At 51.0% G+C, this 20,000-nt stretch carries 17 protein-coding genes and 1 tRNA gene; 10 read left to right on the top strand and 8 right to left on the bottom strand.

What is annotated here, in order from left to right; all coding sequences use genetic code 11:
• The 6 genes from GALF_RS02465 (at position 1) to GALF_RS02440 (ending at position 9,431) form a co-directional block, all read left to right on the top strand.
• Positions 1-1,419: an alginate O-acetyltransferase AlgX-related protein gene (locus GALF_RS02465; protein ID WP_013292473.1), complete on the top strand. Its 1,419-nt coding sequence runs from the start codon at positions 1-3 to the stop codon at positions 1,417-1,419.
• A gap of 153 nt (positions 1,420-1,572) precedes the next feature.
• Complete coding sequence (locus tag GALF_RS02460; protein WP_013292472.1) at positions 1,573-2,289, top strand: SGNH/GDSL hydrolase family protein; 717 nt, start codon at positions 1,573-1,575, stop codon at positions 2,287-2,289.
• A gap of 351 nt (positions 2,290-2,640) precedes the next feature.
• Entirely contained in the window at positions 2,641-3,795 is a 1,155-nt protein-coding gene (bcsZ, locus tag GALF_RS02455) for a cellulose synthase complex periplasmic endoglucanase BcsZ (protein ID WP_013292471.1), read from the top strand.
• Positions 3,786-7,496 (top strand): cellulose biosynthesis protein BcsC, encoded by a 3,711-nt coding sequence (locus tag GALF_RS02450; protein ID WP_013292470.1) that lies wholly within the window; start codon positions 3,786-3,788, stop codon positions 7,494-7,496. The genes bcsZ and GALF_RS02450 overlap by 10 nt, the downstream gene beginning before the upstream one ends.
• Positions 7,497-7,559: 63 nt before the next feature.
• Entirely contained in the window at positions 7,560-8,789 is a 1,230-nt protein-coding gene (locus tag GALF_RS02445; RefSeq protein ID WP_013292469.1) for an MBOAT family O-acyltransferase, read from the top strand.
• Between the two features lie 72 nt (positions 8,790-8,861).
• Complete coding sequence (locus tag GALF_RS02440) at positions 8,862-9,431, top strand: SGNH/GDSL hydrolase family protein (protein ID WP_150102554.1); 570 nt, start codon at positions 8,862-8,864, stop codon at positions 9,429-9,431.
• 159 nt (positions 9,432-9,590) lie between these two features.
• Here GALF_RS02440 and GALF_RS02435 read toward each other — a convergent pair whose 3' ends face one another.
• From GALF_RS02435 to GALF_RS02400, 8 genes are all read right to left on the bottom strand, one after another.
• On the bottom strand, positions 9,591-10,280 hold the full coding sequence (locus tag GALF_RS02435) for an SGNH/GDSL hydrolase family protein (protein WP_013292467.1): 690 nt from the start codon (positions 10,278-10,280) through the stop codon (positions 9,591-9,593).
• A gap of 103 nt (positions 10,281-10,383) precedes the next feature.
• A complete protein-coding gene (gene pth / locus GALF_RS02430) occupies positions 10,384-10,962 on the bottom strand; it encodes an aminoacyl-tRNA hydrolase (RefSeq protein WP_013292466.1) in 579 nt (192 codons plus the stop codon).
• 77 nt (positions 10,963-11,039) lie between these two features.
• Complete coding sequence (locus tag GALF_RS02425) at positions 11,040-11,648, bottom strand: 50S ribosomal protein L25/general stress protein Ctc (RefSeq protein WP_013292465.1); 609 nt, start codon at positions 11,646-11,648, stop codon at positions 11,040-11,042.
• Between the two features lie 99 nt (positions 11,649-11,747).
• A complete protein-coding gene (locus GALF_RS02420) occupies positions 11,748-12,698 on the bottom strand; it encodes a ribose-phosphate diphosphokinase (RefSeq protein ID WP_013292464.1) in 951 nt (316 codons plus the stop codon).
• Between the two features lie 51 nt (positions 12,699-12,749).
• Positions 12,750-12,824, bottom strand: a tRNA-Gln gene (locus GALF_RS02415).
• Positions 12,825-12,833: 9 nt separating this feature from the next.
• Positions 12,834-13,667: a 4-(cytidine 5'-diphospho)-2-C-methyl-D-erythritol kinase gene (gene ispE / locus GALF_RS02410; protein WP_013292463.1), complete on the bottom strand. Its 834-nt coding sequence runs from the start codon at positions 13,665-13,667 to the stop codon at positions 12,834-12,836.
• Positions 13,664-14,215 carry a lipoprotein insertase outer membrane protein LolB gene (gene lolB / locus GALF_RS02405; RefSeq protein WP_083777065.1) on the bottom strand — a complete coding sequence of 184 codons (552 nt, stop codon included), beginning with the start codon at positions 14,213-14,215 and terminating at the stop codon, positions 13,664-13,666. The genes ispE and lolB overlap by 4 nt, the downstream gene beginning before the upstream one ends.
• Positions 14,212-15,939, bottom strand: coding sequence for a tetratricopeptide repeat protein (locus tag GALF_RS02400; protein WP_050752427.1), 1,728 nt, complete (start codon positions 15,937-15,939; stop codon positions 14,212-14,214). The genes lolB and GALF_RS02400 overlap by 4 nt, the downstream gene beginning before the upstream one ends.
• On the opposite strand from GALF_RS02400, the gene GALF_RS02395 reads away from it, so the two are divergent.
• The 4 genes from GALF_RS02395 to mutM are packed head-to-tail and all read left to right on the top strand — an operon-like array spanning position 15,938 to position 19,930.
• Positions 15,938-17,008: an ABC transporter ATP-binding protein gene (locus GALF_RS02395; RefSeq protein ID WP_223293721.1), complete on the top strand. Its 1,071-nt coding sequence runs from the start codon at positions 15,938-15,940 to the stop codon at positions 17,006-17,008. The two genes, GALF_RS02400 and GALF_RS02395, sit on opposite strands and share 2 nt — an antisense overlap.
• Complete coding sequence (locus GALF_RS02390) at positions 17,005-17,748, top strand: ABC transporter permease subunit (RefSeq protein ID WP_013292459.1); 744 nt, start codon at positions 17,005-17,007, stop codon at positions 17,746-17,748. Before GALF_RS02395 ends, GALF_RS02390 begins: the two co-directional genes overlap by 4 nt.
• Before the next feature lie 3 nt (positions 17,749-17,751).
• The gene (locus GALF_RS02385; RefSeq protein WP_013292458.1) at positions 17,752-19,107 is read left to right on the top strand and encodes a GldG family protein; all 1,356 of its coding nucleotides are present in this window, start codon (positions 17,752-17,754) and stop codon (positions 19,105-19,107) included.
• Positions 19,100-19,930 (top strand): bifunctional DNA-formamidopyrimidine glycosylase/DNA-(apurinic or apyrimidinic site) lyase, encoded by an 831-nt coding sequence (gene mutM, locus GALF_RS02380; RefSeq protein WP_013292457.1) that lies wholly within the window; start codon positions 19,100-19,102, stop codon positions 19,928-19,930. The genes GALF_RS02385 and mutM overlap by 8 nt, the downstream gene beginning before the upstream one ends.
• Positions 19,931-20,000 lie beyond the last annotated feature (70 nt).

Raw genomic sequence — 20,000 nt, 5'->3', positions numbered from 1 at the left:
ATGATCAAGCATTTAATTGGGAGCAATTTAAGCAAGTGTTTCTTGTATTCAATGGCGATGCTGATCACTTATAATGTTCCGTGTGCTAGCGCTGCTGAAGCCCCCGAGCAGATGGTCCTCGTTGGTCGCGATGGATGGCTGTATTTTAGCCATGAGATGACCAAAGCTGCCGTCGAAAAGCCCGGGATTGCGACTTCGCTAGAAATCATTGGCAAATTCAATCGTGTTCTGAAGCGCAAGGGGGTCACACTGACCATCGCCATGGTCCCGTTGAAGGTTAGAATCTACCCGGAGCATTTGCCGACAGGCATGACTCTGTCGAATGATACCATCACTAATTATGACCGCGCGCTGTCGATACTGAAAGCCGATGGAGTCGATGTGATCGACTTGAATAGTGCGTTTTTGAGGCATAAACCGAAGAACAGCAGCGACCTCCCCCTGTACTATCCTTTGGATACACACTGGTCTCCTACCGGCGCGCTGCTCGCAGCAGAAACCATTGCGGCAGCGATTGAAAACACCCCTTCCCTAAAAGAGAAAATCAATGCGATTCCGCCAACGAAATATAAATTCACCTGGCTGGAAGCGAGCGAAACACCCCAAGTAGCCGCCAGCACTTTCGATCTAGTCAAGCATTTACCGAAAGCATCGCAAAATTTCCCGTTGCGGAATGATCGTCAGTTCAGAGTTTCCAAGCAGAGTTCAAGCGAAAGCAGTTTATTAGGTGAGGTGAACAAACCCGACATTACCCTGATGGGAAGCAGTTATAGCGGAGCCTGGACCAAGTTTCCGGCAGGACTGCGATATACGCTGCAACGCAACATTCTTGACATCTCTGTCGAGGCGCCTCATGGTTCATGGTATGGCATGGAACTGTATTTACGCAACGAAGCTTTTCAAACGCACAGACCCAAGCTCCTCATATGGGAAATGCCTGAGCGCGACCTGATTGCGCCACCGGATTATCAGTATCGTGAAGCGCGCTATCAAAGCGACAATGATGAGTGGTTGTTGCGTGTAGGCGCGCAGACAGAAACCACTTGCATACCTTCAGCTACGGTAGCCAAGCTTGAAAAAAGCAGTAATGCGGCGGGGAACAGTACAGCGCTGACGAACAGTACTTCCAATGATTTTGTGCAAATAAATCTGAACCGTTCACTCGATAAGCTAGACTATCTGGCTGCCAATGTCAGTACCACGGGTTCAGGCAATCTCAAGTTAGAAGCAGTAGGAAATGGAGCAAGCCGTCACTTCAATGCAGTGGTAACAAACGATGGAGCGCCGCATGCTGTTAAATTTCCTTTGACAGTAGGCGGTCAGAACGTTACTAAGGTACGTATTTTCCCCGGCAAGGCCAAAGGATTTGCAATGGATTCGTTAGTTGTATGCCGACAATCGTTTGACCCGACAAAATAGTGGCCACAGAGAACGCTTAATGTATTCTTACCCGTCAGGAGTGATGATTTATTCGATAAATAGGGGAATGCCTTTCAATCAAGAAGGATCTCCAATTTCTAAGACAATGACGAGTAAATCAAAACTTCCTTTTAGATCTATGCGGAGATTTCCATGTCAAAGTTAATTATCAGTGTTGCACTGATCGCGCTCAGCGCCAATACCTGCGCTGCCGAGGAACGCCCACTCAGCGGACTCAATATTCTTGTGCTGGGCGAAAGCCATATGTCCATCAGCAATTATCTTATTTCCAATCTTCCTAACGAACTCGTCGAAAAAGGCGCAAAAGTATTTTCCTATGGCGCATGCGGGGCATCAGCAGGCGACTGGCTCAAAACAAAGTCCGTCCCCTGTAGCGCAAGCCGCGTAGATGTGGGCACTATTAGAGAACGCCCTAGCGATGTAGCAACCACTCAGCCCATCAGCAACTTAATTACCAAGCACCAACCCAACCTTATCCTGCTCATAATGGGCGATACGATGGCCAGTTATGACTCCAATACCATACCAAAAAGCTGGGTCTGGCAGACTGTTTCAGCCCTGACCCATGAAATAAAAGCTCAGGGAATGCGCTGCGTCTGGGTAGGCCCTCCCTGGGGGGAAGACGGTGGCAAATACAAAAAAACCAATGCGCGCGTCAGAGAGTTTTCAGACTATCTATCCACGATCGTCGCCCCTTGCACCTACATCGACTCGCTGTCCTTCGCCAAAATGGGCGAATGGAAAACTTTCGACGGTGAGCATTTCGACAAGTGGGGTTATGAAAGCTGGTCCAAAAGCATCACCAACGCACTCATAACGCCTGAAATGCTGAAAACGTTAAAGCAATAACGCACACAATTTGGTAACTTAAAACGCTTACCCGATCAGCACAAGTTACCGCTGATATTTTCAGGGAATAGATCAAATTCAATGTACGCTATTTTTTTAAAGTCGCCCACTCACTTTTAATTTCATCGCATCACCTGCCAATATTTCCATCCAAATTAGGCAAAAAATGCAGCAAAATACAGCTCGATTGCAAATTCTATGCACGTTGCGTAATATTGCCTGGTAATCGGGGCGGTACAATGCTATTCGTGCATGAGTAATTTAAAGCCAAAAATAGGGCATATCGACATCTCGCAACGTAAACGATGCAATTAATATTGCAATATCTTTCAACCTCAAGGCGCACTTTGAATGTCAAATAGTTCAATATATCTCTGCGGCGCACTGCGGTTTGCGGCATTCTTATTGATCTTCACTCTGACCTCTTACGCACACGCGGCAACGTGTGATACATCATGGCCGGAATGGGATGCCTTCAAGAAAAACCTGATCAACGAAAATGGTCGCGTTGTCGACGGCAGCGCAAAAGATTCGCACACGACCTCAGAAGGACAATCCTATGCGCTGTTTTTTTCGCTGGTAGCTAATGACAAAACCACTTTCGAGAAGCTTGTGAACTGGACGGAAAAAAATCTTTCCAAAGAAGACATCATCACGCATTTACCCTCCTGGATACTGGGCAAAAAGGAAGACGACAGCTACGGCGTACTGGATACTAATTCTGCCTCCGACTCCGACCTGTGGATAGCCTATACACTAGGTGAAGCTGGCAGACTATGGGAGAACCGCCGCTACGTCGCGCTCTCTTCTCTGCTGGCCAACCGTATACTCAAAAATGAGACACTCGACATACCAGGGCTGGGTACCGTTTTATTGCCCGGCGCCGTCGGATTCACCCCGACGACCACCAGCGTACGGTTAAATCCAAGCTACGCGCCTCTGCAACTGATACACTGGTTTAACACTCACAGCAACGATCCCCGCTGGGCCTCGTTGCTGAGCTCATCGAAAGAGTTGATCGTAAAATCGTCGATCAAAGGCTACGCACCCGACTGGACGATTTACCAATACAACAAGGGATTTCAGCCCGACACGGGCAATGAGAGAGCGGGACTGGGTTCGTACGACGCAATCCGTGTCTATCTTTGGGCCGGGATGCTGAACAAAGACAGCCCTGAGTATAAAAACATAATGGCCGCCTTAAAACCGATGGCAAAACTGGTCGAAAAAATGGGTGTCCCACCCGAATTTGTCCATGTAGATTCAGGAGATGTCCATGGTCAGGGATCAAGCGGATTTTCAGCCGCCATGGTGCCATTTCTGATGGCCGAAGGCTATGACAAGGCCGCAGAACAACAACTCATGCGCATTGATGCGCAACCCATTGCAAAAGATAGTTATTACGATCAAGTATTAATCTTGTTTGCGCTCGGCTGGCAAAAAGACTTATACCGGTTTGATTCAAAAGGAAACCTAGCCCCAAGATGGAAGTCAAAATGCCAATAAACTTACACGCGCTCTCTATGCTTCTTGTCCTGTCCGGACTAATCTCTCAGCCTGTCTTAGCCGCCGAATCGTCTACCGATACATTGTTGCGCGGTGCAAAAAAATGGGTAGAAAAGGACCGCGCTGACATCGCCAAAACCATGTTAAAAAAGGCGATACTGCTAGACCCGAACTCTCAGGAAGCCCTATACATGATGGGCCGCATCGAGCTTAAAGACGGAAAATCTGATGAAGCCACAAAATACCTGCATAAACTAAAGCAGACAGCACCGGGCGGCAAACGCACGCAAGAACTGAACGATGCGATCTACGGCAAGGTAGCACCTACCCTGAAAGCGCCAACGGCCTCCTTTGTCAAACCCGCACCCTCCCTGCAAGCGCCTACCACCTCCTTCATCAAACCAGCCAAGCCCGTCACAAAGCTCAAGGTTGCAACGACAAAAGAAGCTCAAAGCAAACAAGTTAAACAAATCAAGAAATCAAAACAAACCGAACCGGAACTCTCACCTAAAGTAGACAAAATAGATGCTGATGAGGCGGCTGTCCGCCTCGCCAACGACCCTGATATCATCGCGCGCACCGATGCACTGGATGCACTGGCAGATGGCAACATCGATCAGGCCGAAACCTCATTGCTGGATATTATCAAACGCAGACCCAATGACCCTGAAGTCATTGGCGGATTGGGTCTAGTACATCAAAAACGCGGCAATTTTATTGAATCTGAAAAATATTTTATACAGGCCGTAGCAGCGGCTCAGGGTGAAGAAAGCGAAGCGGGCCGATGGGAGAGTCTGATCGGAACGGCAAGATTCTCACAGTACATGACCAATGCAAAAGCGTTGCTGAATGAAAATAAACTGCCTGAAGCGGAGGCTGCGATTGAGCAAGCCATCGCCCTCAAACCGGGCGATCCCGACACCCTTGCCGTTCGAGGCAACATTAAAACCGAAGAAAATAACTTCCCTGAAGCCGAGCGATTGTACCGCGAAGCATTAAAAATTGAAGGATACAATTCATTTGCAACAAGGGGATTAGCAAATTTACTCGTACGCATGGGTCGTAGTGAAGAAGCGCTTAGTTTTATTGAACAGGTCCTGAATGACTACCCCAATGAATGGCGCAAGAGCCCCTACAGTCAAGCCAGCCTGCTACGCGAAGCAGGTAATTTATACATCGCGGCCCACCAACCCAGCTACGCGGTAAAAGCCTTTGAACAAGCTGTCAGTGTAGATCCGAAAAATCCCTGGGTGCGCTTCTCGCTAGCCAAGCACTATATCAGCCTGGATCTGATCCCCTTGGCACGCGGCGTCATACAAGAAGGCGTCAATTTATCACCTGACGATCCCGCCATGCACCAAGTGCAAGCGCTGGTACTGCTCAGCTTAGACGACTACAAGGGTGCCTTGGACTCGCTCAACCAGATTCCTGAAAATCAACTCACACAGGATCTGCGTGAAACGAAAAATAGCGCGCTGATAAAATATTACTCGCAGCAAGCCAACGAAAAGATTGCGCAAGGCAACCGCAAAGAAGCCATGCACATCATGTCGGTCGCTCAGACACTGGCGCAGGGTGATTATTCTGCGACCGAACAAGTAGCGGAAGCCTGGTTCAGGCTGGATCAGCAAAAACTGGGATTGGCCGCCATGCGAGCGCTCCCGCAACCTGCCCCCTTACAGACTCAGGTACGCTTCGCCTCCTTACTCAATCGCGCAAAACAGGATCAGGATCTTGAAGCGTATCTGCCTACGCTGCGCATTCCGGAGGGCAACGATGACACCAGCAAAAAATATCGTGCCAGTATTCAGGAAATCGAGTTTGCGATGGCCGGACGACATTACGATAAACTGATCAAAGCTGGCAAGACCGTGCAGGCTCAGCAGTTCGCCGACACCATCATGAATGCTAATCAACTGAGCACTTCGGACTATTTCAGATTTCACCGCAGCTATTTTTCCAAAGCACAATTGCCTGAAAACGCCATCGCGATGCTTAATCAGGAAAAGGAGCAATCTCCAGATGACATGAATATCCGCTACGAGCTAGCCCATGCTTACTCACAGGACAAGCAGAGCAGCAACTCGCAAAGAGAAATACAGGAACTGCTGGCGATGACGAAAAGCGACGATATCGACATGCGCCTGCGCATTGCCGGCTTGCAGCAAAGCGTCGGGGACAGCAACGGTGCCAGACTAACCGTGCGCGACTTAACCACCCGCTTCCCGAACAACACCGACGTATTGTTCCAGGCGGGGAATATCGCACGCTCGAGCGGTAAATATAATCAGGCGATGCGTTATTACCAGAAATCCAAAGCCCAATCTTTGCAGCCTCAAGCCACAAATGACACCGTTATAGTCTCAGAACAAGGCCCCTTGCTCAACCTGCTGCCAAAATCACAGGATAAACGTGCAACCAAACCCATCGCACTGGTCAGCAACAAAGAGAGCGACAGCATTTACCGCTCAGCGCTAGCAGGAGATACCAACAAAGCAAAACCGCAAACGGCTGGCTTGAGCGCCGTCGATGAAGCAATGAACAGCATTGCGGCACAGCGCAGCGCAAAAATTGAAGCGGGGCTCGACATTCAGTCCAAAACGGCGGGCAACGGCACCTCGACCTACAACTCAATCGAAGTTCCCATGCTTGCACGCTTCCCGATAGGATATGAAGCGCATGGCACAGTTCAGGTCGATAAGGTCAGCATCGATGCGGGTTCTCTGCCGGCAACTTTCAATGATGCCGCCTTATTCGGAAAAATTCACATAACTCAGACACCGCTTGCCGCACCACTCGCGCAAACGGCATCGGGCACCTCTATCGGCTTAGGTTATGAGCAATCCGGTGTCAAAGCCGATATCGGCCTCGTAGGCCAGGGCTTCCCGGTCAGAAATGTAGTGGGCGGTATACGCACCGGCGGCGATTTTGGGGGCTTGAGTTATTCACTCTCGCTGTCACGCAGACCTTACACAGGATCGCTACTCTCCTATGCAGGCGCGAAAGACCCGATTTCAGGCATAACTTGGGGCGGCGTGACCAATACAGGCTTATCACTGTATATGTCGACAACGCTGGGCGACTTTAACGTGTCGGGGATGGGATCCTACGGGCTACTGCGCGGACAAAATGTGCTGAATAACAGCCGATTGTACTTGCGTGCGGCGATCGACACAGACATCTACACCACCGATGACTCGGTTCTCAATATTGGTCTGAGCGCCAGTTACACGAGCTTTGCCAAAAACCAGGCCTTTTACACCTTTGGGCACGGTGGCTACTATAGCCCGCAAAGCAGCCTAAGTTTCAGTTTGCCCGTTGAACTCAGTGGTCGAGCAGACTTGCTGTCCTACCAAGTCAGAGCCAGCGTATCGTATTCACGCACCCGAGAAGATGCCGCGGTCTTTTATCCCACCGATGCTGCCTTGCAAGCACAGGCTGCGCTAGGCCCTAATTTCCCGCCTGGCAACAGCCAGGCAATCTATCAAGGGGGGACAGGCGGCGGCTTCGGTTATGGCTTGCTTGCCGCTACAGAATACAGGTTAACGCCTAACTTCGCGCTGGGGGGGCGTTTTACGATGGATCGTTCAGCTTACTATGCACCTAATAACCTGTTTTTCTACGGTCGATATATGTTCAATCCTGAAACAGGTGCTGTCAAAATGCGCCCTGAATTCGTAACGCCGTACGCTCAATATTAAACTGGCCAGCCCCCGTTTAATTTAATTACACAGATTCGAACAAAAAAAAACAAAAAAACAAATATGTTACGTAAGCCTGAATTCCAACCCCTGCTGTTCTGTGCCGTTTCATATGCCACAGTTATTACACTTAAAGGCTGGAATACGGGCATCTTTACGTTGATGGTGGGGATTTCAGCATTAATTTTTGTCGAATTATTCACTATCTCGTCAAAATTACGAAAATTTATCGCCTATTGCATTTTTTTTGTCACCCCATTTTTAACTGTGGTCGGACAAGTCGGCGTTTTGACTGGCTTGGGGAGAAGTTCTGTTTCTCTAGAGTGGCAAGGTATCGCTTTTGCGACATCAGGCATTGCCTTTCAAATTTTTCAAGGAAAACTTGGTTTTAACCACTTGTTTGGCAGTATTTTGCAGCCATTAAGATTGATTTCAGGGCCGCTGGCAATTTCCATTAAACCTTTCAATCAATTAAATGTTACGCGAATACGAATATATTTGGGATGGATTATTTTAGGCGGCTTTTTTTATGGTGTGCTCGCCTCAGGAATAGCATCGTTGCTTGTTTTTAAGCAATCCACTGAATCTTTCGATATTTTACTTTTTTCAATCATTTTTGAAATGTACGTGTACTTTAATTTTTGCGGCATTTCATTGATTGTATTAGGTGTTTTAAACCTAGTGGGGGTACGTACTGCATTAAACTTTAATGCCCCGTTTAGCGCTAATAATCTAATCGGATACTGGCAACGTTGGCATATTAGTTTTGCCCATGTGTTAAAAAATCTTTTTTTTAAACCATGCCGAAATCTAATCGGCACCTCTCTTTCTGTCATTGTCGTTTTTTTGGCCTCATCAATGTGGCATGGTGTAACACTGAATTTTTTAATTTGGGGAATGTTTCATGCCATCGGTTGGTTGCTGACATACCATCTTTCATATTTAAAATGGGATAGAGTAAAACAGTTATTGAATATTTTTTTGATGACTGTGTTTATTTTAGTTGGGCGTATTATTTTTTCTGAGGACAACACAAATTTACTGTTTATCAAGCTGGGTAATTTATCTAATTTCAAGTGGAATACAGATGCACTTGCGCTTAATATAAGTCTCGATATTCAAACTTGGTTAACAATATCAGCTTGTGTCGCTGTCATATTGCTAGAAATTTTTGCATCAAACAAAATGTTCCAATACAAAATTCTACGTAAAAACTGGGTGCTCCTATTTTTACTTTCTTTAACCGTTGTATATGGTTCAAACGGACTCGGTAGTGCTTACGGAAATCGATAACACATTATGCTGTTAAATGGCTTAGGTATTTTGATTGTAGGGGGTAGCCACATAGTTTATCCGGGTACTCTCGTGACTTCTTTGAATAATGACTTATTGGATAAGGGTGCTCAAGTTCATTCTCTTGGTGTATGTGGAATCACGCCTTCACAGTTAACCAAAACATCCAAAGGGGCTTGTGGAGCTGCGGAACGCGTTGGTGCAGGACCACTAAACATGAAATTGGGCAGCAAAGCAGAAACTATTCCAATTGCAAAACTCATTGAAACTGAAAAGCCAGGATTAGTGATTATTGTGATGGGCGACACATTAGCCGATTATCGCAACACGGCTGGAATGTCTACGCCGTGGGTCAATTCTGAAATTGAGCAGGTAACAAAAGAGATCAACCGCACCAAGGTAAGATGCGTTTGGGTCGGTCCATCATGGGGTCAGGAAGGGCATTCCGGAGGTAAAACCTATGCCAGAGTACAGCAAGTCTCAAACTTATTATCGCAAAGAGTCTCACCTTGCACCTATATTGATTCACTAAAAATGTCGCAGAAGGGCGAGTGGTCAACTTTAGATGGCATACACTACCGTGATCAATACTACAAAATATGGGCTGATAAAATCGTCGACGAGTTAGATAAAATAAAATAAACAATCACTGGCTAAAGTTCGGTGTGTTTGCAATGCGTTCTAAAAGTTATGAACCGCGACTGATTTAGAAACATCGGTCGCGGCAGAGACTCCAGTTACCTGACGTAACTACTGCGCCCCAAAAATTGGCGGCGAAGCTGAAAAATTTTCGCTTAAACCTTAATGTTTGATTTTCTGCAAAATATCTGATGAAACGATCACTTTGGTGATCGCATTACCCCATGCCTGATAGCCTTCACTCTGAAAATGCTGACCGTCAAAATGTCCAGGTTTATTGGGTACCGGAATAGGAGCCCACTCACCTGGCTTCGACATTGCAAGCGAACTCACATAAATGCAGGGAGACACATTATCGGCCAAAAAATCAGAGACTTCCTTGACGCGCGCATAATTTTTCCCGTTATCCCCGCCTTCAGTCCCCCATGCAGGTCCCACCCAGATACAGCTTGCACCACTTGCTTTGATGCCATCAGTCAACGTTTTAACTTCATCCCGCACCCAGGATTTTGGGAGCGAGGCAGCCTTATAACTTGCCATCGTATCCCCGTTGACCACCACAATTAAATCAGGATGGTGTAAATTTACCAAGTCAGGCAGCGGCTTGGTAAATCCAGCCACACCCGCACGGACTCTCAAAGGTCCATTGTCCAGCCTGAATGCACTGCCGCAAGGCGGCTGAATCGATTTCATCCACGCACCCGATGGCGTACCGCACGCACCATAGGTATACACCTTGGCCCCCTGCTGCATTAAACCATCGTGCAAAGTACTAATCAGATAACCATCGCTGGCGAGATGACTGTCGCCGATAACCAGAACGGTAAGACCTGCAAGTAGTAAGCTGCTCATATACGCTATCCTTTAAATTTTCATTGTCCAAGCGAATGAAGTTTAAGTGCAGAAATTCTACTTGTCCAGAACTTAAGCAACTTCATTGTTCACCTCGCGAAAATTATTTTCGGCTATGCAATTTGAGCATAGCGGCCTCCATTTTCCCGTCGAGCACGGAAGGCAAAACCTGCATAGACTGATGCTGAGCTTCGAGCATCAGTTCGCGCTCGGCCTCGCGCGGATGACCCAGCACAAAATCTGAGACCTGGGCGCGATCGCCCGGATGACCTATCCCTAAGCGCAGGCGCCAGAATTCCCGTCCACCCAGTTGCGCAATGATGTCCTTGAGTCCGTTGTGTCCGCCATGGCTGCCACCCAGCTTCAGGCGCGCGATACCGGGCTGCAAATCAAGCTCATCGTGTACCACCAGAATCTGAGCCGGTGCAATTTTATAAAATTGCGCCAACGCCCCCACGGAACGTCCCGATAGATTCATAAAAGTCTGCGGTTTGAGCAGAATAAGTTCGCGACCTAATACTAGTCCACGTGCCGAGAGGCCATGAAATTTGGCCTCACTTTTAAAATTGAGCTCCGCCTCCTCAGCCAGCTCATCTACCCACCAGAATCCCACATTGTGACGGGTAGCTTCATATTCACGGCCGGGATTTCCCAAACCGACAATCAAACGTATTGGATCCATTTAATCTGGCCTCACAATTTAAACCCGAAAAAAAACCCGCCTTGCCGGAGCAATGGCGGGTTTCTGAGCAACCAGCTTTACTTGGCAGCTTCAGCTTCTGCAGCAGCTTCAACTGAACCGCGAGGCACGTGTACCGTCGCAACAACAGCTTCAGCAGCATGTTCGCCGTGAGCGCACAGTTCAACGCCGCGTGGCAGCTTCAATTCGCCCAAATGTACGGAGTGACCCAATTGCATACCGCCCAGATCAACTTCGATAAAGGCTGGCAGATCAGCTGGCAGACATGAAATTTCAGCTTCGATCATCACGTGGCTGATCTTGCCGCCACCTGTTTTAACAGCCGGTGCGATGTCCTGATTGATGAAATGCAAAGGCACTTTGATATGAATTTTCTTAGACAAATCAACGCGCTGGAAATCCAGATGCTGAACTTGCTGACGGAAAGGATGGTTTACGAAAGCGCGCAATTGCACCGCTTCTTCCTTGCCATCCAGATTCATCGTCAATACAGATGCGTGGAATGATTCAGCACGCAGCTTGTAGTACAGTTCGTTGTGATTCATTTCGATCATCACAGCTTCGCCTGAACCGTAAACTACGCCAGGTACGGAACCGGCTTTACGCAGACGGCGGCTCGCACCCGTACCTTGCGTTTTGCGTGTTGTTGCGTTGAATGTTGTTGTCATTTTTACTTCTCCAGATAGAGAACCGACCGCGACCAGTCGATTCAAACAAACGGCAACCAACATGGTTGCCGCTAAAACTTAAATTCAGTAAAACTGTCGTTATTCTGTGAACAGCGAACTGACCGACTCTTCATTATTGATACGGCGTATGGTTTCCGCCATCAACTCGGCCGTACTCAACTGACGGATACGACCGCAATTTTTCGCCGCTTCCGACAAAGGAATCGTGTCAGTGACCACCAGTTCATCGATCGCAGAATTTTCAATGCGCTCGATCGCAGGTCCCGACAATACGGCATGCGTACAGTAAGCCAACACGCGCACCGCCCCTTTTTCCTTCAAGGCTTTTGCAGCTTCACACAAGGTGTTTGCAGTATCCACCAGATCGTCCATGATCAAACAGGTGCGGCCATTGACTTCACCGATAATGTTCATCACCTTGGCCACGTTGTGGCGCGGACGACGCTTGTCGATGATCGCGAGATCTGCATCCAGCTGTTTGGCTAGCGCACGCGCACGCACCACACCACCGACGTCAGGTGACACGACGATCAGGTTGGGGTAATTCTGACGCCATACATCGGCTAACAGGATCGGACTCGCGTAGATATTGTCGACCGGAATATCAAAGAAACCCTGAATCTGGTCGGCATGCAAATCCATGGTCAGCACGCGATCGATACCGGCGCTGGTCAGCATGTCGGCAACCAGTTTCGCGGTAATGGCGACACGGGCCGAACGCGGACGTCTGTCCTGACGTGCATAGCCGAAATACGGCATCGCAGCGGTGATGCGACCTGCGGAAGCGCGCTTCAACGCATCGGCCATCACCATGATTTCCATCAGATTATCATTGGTCGGTGCGCAGGACGATTGCAGGATAAAGACATCCTTGCCGCGCACATTCTCCAGGAGTTCGACCATCACTTCGCCGTCGGAGAAACGATCGACTGTCGCACGTCCCAGCGTGATCCCCAATTGCTGCACCACCGCTTCGGCAAGCTTAGGATTGGCATTACCGGTGAACACCATCAAGCTATCGTAGGACACGTGAACCCCTTAAAGAATAAAAACCAAAAGGGCACTTGCGTGCCCTGATTGTGGCTGAGGAGGTAGGGATCGAACCTACGAATGACGGGATCAAAACCCGTTGCCTTACCACTTGGCGACTCCCCAATTACCTAGTTAAAGCACCCAATCCTGCAACGGATGCTTCATTAAACCTTTTACTGCTACGCCGCGCATGGTTTGCGGCAATTTCTGCAAAACCGCTTCGGCCTGCGCTTGATCCGGGAATTCGGCAAAAACACATGCACCTGAACCCGTCATCATCGCACTGCCATATTTACCCAAGGTTTCAATGTAACTTGCAACTTCCGGATAGAGACGACACACTACCGATTGCAGGTCATTTCGCAAGGGCTGCGTTCTGAGGGCGCGAATTATTATCGAAACTGAGTCCCGTGTCAATTCCGGATGTGAAAATATTTTTGCTGTGGGCACATGAACCGGCGGAAAAAGCACGACATACCAGGCTTCCGGCAGCTCATAGGCCTGTAATTTTTCGCCTACGCCTTCGGCAAAGGCATTCTCACCAAACAAAAACACCGGCACATCAGCGCCCAATTCCAGCCCCAATTCCATCAGTTGATCTCGCGTCAAACCCAATGACCACAAGCGATTGAGTGCAATGAGTGTGGTTGCGGCATCCGAACTTCCACCTCCTAAACCACCACCCATCGGGATGCATTTTTCAAGCGTAATATCAGCACCCAGCGTACATCCGGTATTTTTTTGCAGCAAACGCGCCGCGCGCACACATAAATCCTGCTCTTCGGGCACCGCTTCAATAAAATTAGTGCGATGAACCACGCCATCGGTACGCAATTCAAAATGCAAGGTATCGGACAAATCGATAAAACGGAACAACGTTTGCAATAAATGCATCCCGTCCGCCCGTCGTCCGGTAACGTGCAAAAACAAATTCAACTTAGCAGGCGCAGGACAGGTGAGCTTCATTTAGGATTCCATTCGCATTCATCAATCAACAGGATCAGCTCCAGATTGGCACGGGAGAGTTTCATACGAACGGGCAGACTATCCGCTTTGTCGCCCGAATACGCCATATAGCGCACCTCCCACCCGTCCTGACGCAGCACCGTGAGCCGCCCCAGCGTATCCCGCTCCAGCATCTCATCCCCCGGCACCGTGAGGCCGAGCACCCAATGGTGCAGGTGATCCAGTTGCAGCCGCCAACCCAGCACCTGCTGCATCAGCGACTCGACATCAGTATCGCTGTAGTGCTTATCGCCATTATCGAGCGTCGCATGCGCGTCATCGCGGTAAATGCGCGCCGCCGTCTGCCCCAGAGGTGTGAGCAGCAATATTTCATCGCTTGTATCCTGATGCGTCCAGCGCAGACCAGCTGAATCGCGTGCACCGTTATGCTTCACCGAGATGCGTCCATTCATCGCGAACGGCACCGCCTCAGGTTGCACCGGGCGCGACAACGGGGGCATCGTAGCGCACCCTGTCAGCAGCAACGCCATCAGCCAGTAGCGTATCAAGGCATGTACCGTTTCATCACCGCCTGGAGCGGCGCATTATCAGGATGCGCCTTTAAGCTGTCCTGCCAGACTTTTGCCGCCTCAGCCCTGTCGCCGCGTATCCACAGCACTTCGCCCAGATGCGCGGCAATTTCAGGATCCGGATTACCGGCAAAAGCCCGCTGCAGCATGGCCACGCTCTCATCCAACTTACCGCTGCGGTAATACCCCCAGCCGACGCTGTCCATAATGGCAAAATCGTCGGGCGTCAGTTGCAGCGCACGTTCAACCAGCGCCAGCGCCTCTTTGATGCGCACATTGCGTTCGAGCAGACTGTAGCCTAACGCGTTATAGGCGTGCGCATGATCCGGTTTCAGCTTAATCAAACGACGCAGATATTTCTCGGAGACGTCGAATTTACCCAATTTATCGGCCAGCATCGCGGCTTCATACAATAGGTCAGGCTGGTCGGGCAGCTTGACCATTCCCTGCTCGAGCACCCTGTATGCCTCAGTAGATCTCTTCGCCTCGCTGAGCAACTGCGCCTCTATCACCAGAACCTGCACACGCTGCGCCGGGGTTACGGCCTGCGCCTGCTGCAACTGCGCTCTGGCATCATCGAGCCGCCCTTGCTTATTGAGCAGATACACCATCCTTAATTGTGCGGTAAGCTGATATTCACCCTGAGTCACCCCGCGATAATGCGTCAATGCTTCTGCCTCATCCTCCCGGGCTTCGCTCAACTGCCCCAGAAAATATTCGATGACGTCCTGAGTTTTGCCGCCCTTGAGCAGTGCAGCCTTAAACTGCAACTCGGCACCGGATAAATCGTTCAGTTGCAGGGAAATCAGCGCGATTGCAAAAGCCAGATCCACGTTGTCCGGGCTTGCCGTCGCCAGAAGCTGAAATTCTTCGCGTGCCGCCTGATACTGCTTTTGCGTAAGCAAAGCCCGTGCATATTGCAGGCGAATACCCCCTGCCGCCGGATGGACCGATAAATGACGTTGCAGCAGTGCCAGACTTTTCTGCGGTTCACTCTTGTTCAACAATTGTGCTTCAAGCGACACCGGCGCATCCCATTCAGGTTTTAATTCGCGCGCGCGCCGCACTTCACTGAGCGCCAACTTTTCCTCTAATGCGGCCGTCGCCAGTTGCGCCACCAGCCAATGCGCCTCGGCCACCTGCGGATAGGGCGCAGCCAGTTCGCGCATCAGTTGCAACACGGCCGCTTTATCGGGATAGCTCGCGGCCATCGTATAGAGTTGCATGAAAACGGCGCCCACCGCAGGCTCTTCTGATTTGAGCACCTTGACGAACTCGATACGCGCCTCGTCAAGACGGCCTCCGCGCAACAACAACGATGACAGAATACGCGTTGCCATCAAGGCCGACGGCTCGGTCTCCTGCCAGAATCGGAATGCTTCAACCGCCCGATTCATGTCGCCCGACTCCAAGGCCAGTTGCGCCGCGCGCTTAGCCAGACGCGGATCACGGGTAAGCCTAGCCAGCTCCTGACTGCCTTCGACGGCGAGTGCCTGATGACCGCGCTGACTGGCAAACTCCGCCAGCAAAAATTCATACAGCAACTCGCTGCTCAATTCTACATTAGGCAAAACCGGCTCAATGGCCGCCACCGCTTCAGGCGCTGCCGCGTCTGGCGCACTTGCCGCTACCGGCGCCACGGGGGTCTGCGCGCAGCCGGCCAGCACCAGACTTGCGAGAATTAAATGTTTGAATGGGCTCATGGCAAGACAGTTTTTGATACGGGTGCACATATTAGGTTATATTCAGGACTATTCACAACTACACATGCCACTTACTTTGCCCAACGCAATGCCACAAATTACGCTCCGCGCACGCAATCTGACCCGATGTTTCGGAAAACAGCAGATCATCCACGACCTGTCTTTGGAATTAAAGCGCGGCGAAGTACTGGGCCTGCTGGGTCACAACGGTGCCGGCAAGAGTACAACGCTGCAAATGCTGACCGGCTGCTTACTGCCCGGCAGCGGTGAAATCGACATCTGCGGATTCGATTTACGCAAAACGCCCGTACAAGCCAAAGCGCACATCGGCTATCTTCCGGAAACACCGCCGTTATATCGCGAGCTCTGCGTTGAAGATTTTCTGACCTTTGCGGCACGCCTGCGCGGCGTCAAAACGGCGGATCTGACACTTGCGCTGTCGCAGGCCTGCCTGCGCTGCGGTCTTGAATCGGTCAGAAAAAAAATCATCTCGACTTTATCAAAGGGATATCAGCAACGCGTTGGTATTGCACAAGCCATCATCCACAGCCCTGCTGTCATCGTACTGGACGAACCGACCGTAGGGCTAGACCCGTCGCAAATCCGCGATATCCGCAACCTGATCCGCGAACTGGGCAACACCAGCAGTGTCATTCTATCCACACACCTTCTCGGAGAAGTGGAAAGCGTCTGCGACCGCGTCGAAATCCTGCATCACGGCCGCCTGATCTACAGCGATTCCAGCCGTCAGATGCAGGAGTACGGACAGGCGACCGGTTTCATCATTACCCTGCGCCAGCCCCCTGTATTGAGCGAGTTGAGCGCAATCCCCGGCATCACCTCCGTTGAACCGCTCACGGATAACCAGTTCCGTATTTTGCATGCGCCGGAGGATAATCCGACCAGTCTGGTTCTGAGTCTGGCGGCCAGTCACGGCTGGCAACTCGAACAACTCACCCCACTACACGAGACACTGGAAGACGTTTTTGTCAAAATTACACGCAATGAAACTACCGATGCGACGCCTACTCCTTCGACAAGCACAGAAAGAACGGAGGCAATAATATGATCCGTCTGATCGCGATGCGCGAAATCCGCAGCCTGCTTTCTATGCCTTCGACCTGGTTCGTGCTGGCCGTCTTGCAATTCATCCTCGCGTGGTTTTTTCTGGCGCGTCTGGAGGCTTTTCTGGAAATTCAGCCGCAACTGGCTCAGCTTGCCAATCCACCGGGTGTGACACTGACCGTTGCCGCCCCCCTGTTCAACACCGCAGCACTGCTGCTGATGATGCTGGTGCCGATGCTCACGATGCGAATGATCGCCGAGGAGCGGCGCAACCAGACCCTGACCCTGCTGCTCTCCTCCCCGCTGTCCGGCCGCCACATCGTACTGGGAAAATTTCTCGGCCTGCTGACCTTTCTGCTAACGCTGCTCGCAACCCTGCCGCTAATGCTCTACACCTTAGCGCTCGGCACCCATCTCGATCACGGACTGCTATTGGCCAATTGCATGGGTCTTACGCTGCTGACCGCAAGCTTCATCGCACTGGGTTTATACCTGTCCGCGCTAACAGCCCAACCCATCATCGCAGCGGCCGGTGCGCTGATCATACTGATGGGTCTGTGGCTAGCAGACATTGGTTCGTCCGCTGCCGACTCGATCTGGCATCAGTTCTCGCCGATGTTCCACTTCCAGAATTTTAATGCCGGCCTGCTCGACAGCGCGGATGCCGCCTTCTTCGTGCTGTTTACCAGCGTCTTTTTGTTGCTCACGATGAAACGACTGCATAACAACCGGGTATATGGATAAGTCATGTTGAACAAAATTATGAACTCTATAGCCTTACGCAATCTGCTGTTTGTCCTTCTGCTGCTCGGTATCGCCGTCGGCCTAGGTTATGCCGCATCGCGTCATCCGCTGCAGCGCGACATCACCTTCAACGCCAGCAACAGCTTAGAGCCCGCCAGCATCAACGCGCTGAATCAACTTCAAGGCCCCGTCAACATCACCGTTTATGCAACTCTGCAGGATGCGCGCTTAGGCGACATCCGCAAAGTCATCAGAGATTTTTTATCGCTGTATCAGCGCTATAAGCCTGATATCAAACTGGTGTTCATCGATCCTGAAAAGGAGCCTGCAAGAACCCGCGCCGCACGCATCCAGCTTAACGGTGAAATGGTCATCGAATATGCAGGACGCAGCGAACACCTGACGCTGATCAACGAACAGACGCTGACCAGCACACTGATGCGGCTCGCCCACAGCCGCGATCAGACGGTGATGTATCTGGACGGGCACGGCGAGCGCAAACTGGACGGGCGTGCCAATCATGATCTGGGGTTGCTGTTTGGCGCTAAGTTAAAAGAAAATGGATTCAAGCTCAACAGCTTGAATCTCGCGATTGCGCAGGATGTCCCGTCCAACATTCGCGTACTGGTCATCACCCAGCCGCAAGTTGATTTGATGGCGGGCGAAATCGACAAACTGTTGCACTTTATCGACCGCGGCGGCAATCTGCTCTGGCTGGTAGATGCAGGCCCGTTGCATGGCCTCGAACGCCTGGCGGAAAAAATCGGCCTGCAACTGCCCGCCGGTATCGTGATCGATCCTGCCGCCGCTGACATGAATGCACCGGCCACCTGGTCGCTGGGCACAAGCTATGTACCCCACGCCATCACCAGCAACTTCAACCTGATCACAGCCTATCCGTCTGCCCGCCCCCTGACGTGGGCTGAAAACCCGGACTGGCAGCATCATATTCTGCTCGAAGTCGCCACGCGCGGCTGGATCAGTCAGCGCGACATCAATGCCCTGTCCGGCAGTCCGGCGTTTGACAAACAGCATGACAGCAAAGGGCCTGCCGTCATTGCGCTGGCGCTCAACCGCAATATCAACGATGTCGAACAGCGCATCGTGGCTGTTGGCAACGGCGCCTTCCTCTCCAACACCTTCGCCGGCAACGGGGGCAATGTCGATCTGGGCGTTAACATGATTAACTGGCTCGCCAATGATGACACCCTGATCAGCTTGCAGCCGCGCGCGGCCCGCGACAGCAGCATCATCCTGTCCCGAACTCAGCTCACCGCCATCAGCAGCGGACTGCTGCTGATTCTGCCCTTATTGCTAGCAGGCGTTGGTACCGCTATCTGGTGGCGTCGCCGTGCCTGAACTGCCAGAGGTTGAGACGACCCGGCGCGGATTAGCGCCTTACCTTGCAGATGCGACCGTCACAGGGGTCGTCACGCGCACCCCTAGCCTGCGCTGGCCGATACCGGAAAATCTTAACGAACTGCTAAACGGGCAGCCCGTCGTGTCATTATCGCGCCGCGCCAAATACCTGCTGCTCGAATTTCGCCACGGCACGCTGATTCTGCATCTGGGGATGTCAGGCAGTCTGCGCATCCTGCCGACCGGCACAGCACCTCAGCCGCACGACCATTTCGATCTGCTACTCGATAACGGATGCCTGATGCGATTGCGCGATCCGCGCCGCTTCGGTGCCGTGCTCTGGCATCAGGGGAATATCAATACGCACCCGCTGCTGGTAAAACTGGGCCCCGAACCGCTCGATGATCGCGATGGCAACTGCAGGTTTAATGCACACTATCTCTATCAGGCAACGCGCGGACGCCGCGTTGCAATCAAGCAATTCATCATGGACAGTGCCATCGTCGTCGGCGTAGGCAACATTTACGCCAGCGAAGCACTGTTTAGCGCCGGCATCAATCCGCTGAGCAAAGCGGGGGAATTAAGCTTTGCGCACTGCGAAAAACTGGCAGATGTCATACGCTCAACATTAAACGAAGCCATACTGGCCGGAGGCAGTACGCTGCGCGATTTCGTCAACGCTTCGGGCAATCCGGGTTATTTCCAGCAACAGCATTGGGTCTACAGCCGGGCAGGAGAACCTTGCCGCATCTGCAGCGCACCGATCATGCAGATTAAACAGGGACAGCGTTCAAGTTTTTATTGCACCCATTGCCAAAAATAAGTCACACTCATAATAAGGTCAATTTCCGTCAAAAATGCAACGAAAGCAACACAACGGGACTGGATAAGAA

Source organism: Gallionella capsiferriformans ES-2 (assembly GCF_000145255.1).
Taxonomy (GTDB): domain Bacteria; phylum Pseudomonadota; class Gammaproteobacteria; order Burkholderiales; family Gallionellaceae; genus Gallionella; species Gallionella capsiferriformans.
The sequence above is the reverse complement of the archived record's forward strand: the minus strand, read 5'-3'. Positions and strand labels throughout refer to the sequence as shown.